Origin of the sequence: Pseudoalteromonas sp. SR45-4, from assembly GCF_014163535.1 — a bacterium.
GTDB classification, from domain to species: Bacteria; Pseudomonadota; Gammaproteobacteria; order Enterobacterales; family Alteromonadaceae; genus Pseudoalteromonas; species Pseudoalteromonas nigrifaciens.
Genome location: NZ_JACJDO010000094.1, coordinates 1 through 1,092 on the forward strand (window position 1 = coordinate 1; position 1,092 = coordinate 1,092).

The following is a 1,092-nucleotide window of genomic DNA, read 5'->3' on the forward strand; positions in this document are numbered from 1 at the left end:
TTTACGTGGATTAAGTCTTTTGACTCGGCAGCAGCTCAGCAAGTTGCTCGCGACTTAGAAACAGCGTTAAAGAACGCAATCTCGAAAGGCCGTTTGCAGCGCTTTCCAAAGCATAAAATCTCATACAAAAAGAAAAAACTTCACAACGATTCATTTCGAGCGGTAAACAATTCTAATTGCATCCGTATTGAAGATGGCACTATCAGTATTCCAAAAGTTGGTAAAGTGCCTATCATTTTACATCGCGAACTGGCTAGCAAAATCAAAACGGTAACTGTTCAGTTTCGCCACGGTAAATGGGAATGCAGTATTACTCAAGAAGTGGAGTGCAAAACAGCGCTTCGCGTTTTAAAAACAATCACAGGTTTTGACATTAACTCAAAGCAAACGGTAGTTGGCTCGAACGGCTACGTGGCCGACAATCCAAAGTTTTTAACGCAATCAAAAGCCAAATTAAATCAATTGCAACGTCAGCTTGCCCGCCGAAATAAAGGCTCAAATCGCTGGCACAAAACAAGACAACGCATCAATAAATTACACGGTAAGATCTCAAGGCAAAGGCTCGACTTTGCACACCAAATCTCACGACAGATAACCAATGAAAATGACATTTTAGTGTTTGAAGATTTAAACGTAAAAGGGATGCAAAAGTTCAATGGCAGCATGGTTGCCGACAATGTGATGGGCTTAATTACTCAGCTTTCAAAATACAAGGCTGAGCTTGCAGGCAAGCTCTATCATGAAATTGGTCGATTTGAAAAATCGACTGGGATTTGTTCTGAATGCGGCCAGCACCATGTTTTAACATTGAACGATAGACATTTCATTTGTGTGGCTTGCGGAGTGCATCAAAATCGGGACCTTTCAGCGGCTAAAAGCATAGCGAACACAGGTGAGTTAGACTTAATAGCGGCTGGAATCGTCGCAAGGGTTAATCCCACTTCTCAGCGGAAAGCAGCTAATAAAATGAAAGTCTTCGAGCTATCGAAGTTTGCTGTTGGATCTGAGAAAAAAAGAAGCAGCCTAGCATTCATAAGCTAGACTGTAGAAGCCCATTGATCGACACGTAGTGGCGTCGGTGGGTAGTTCACT

General features: G+C 42.3%; 1 protein-coding gene. It reads left to right on the forward strand.

All coding sequences use genetic code 11. From position 1 onward, the window contains the following. A partial coding sequence (locus H5058_RS18095; protein ID WP_182679374.1) for an RNA-guided endonuclease TnpB family protein occupies positions 1-1,041 on the forward strand: 1,041 nt, incomplete at its 5' end. Between the last annotated feature and the right edge of the window lie 51 nt (positions 1,042-1,092).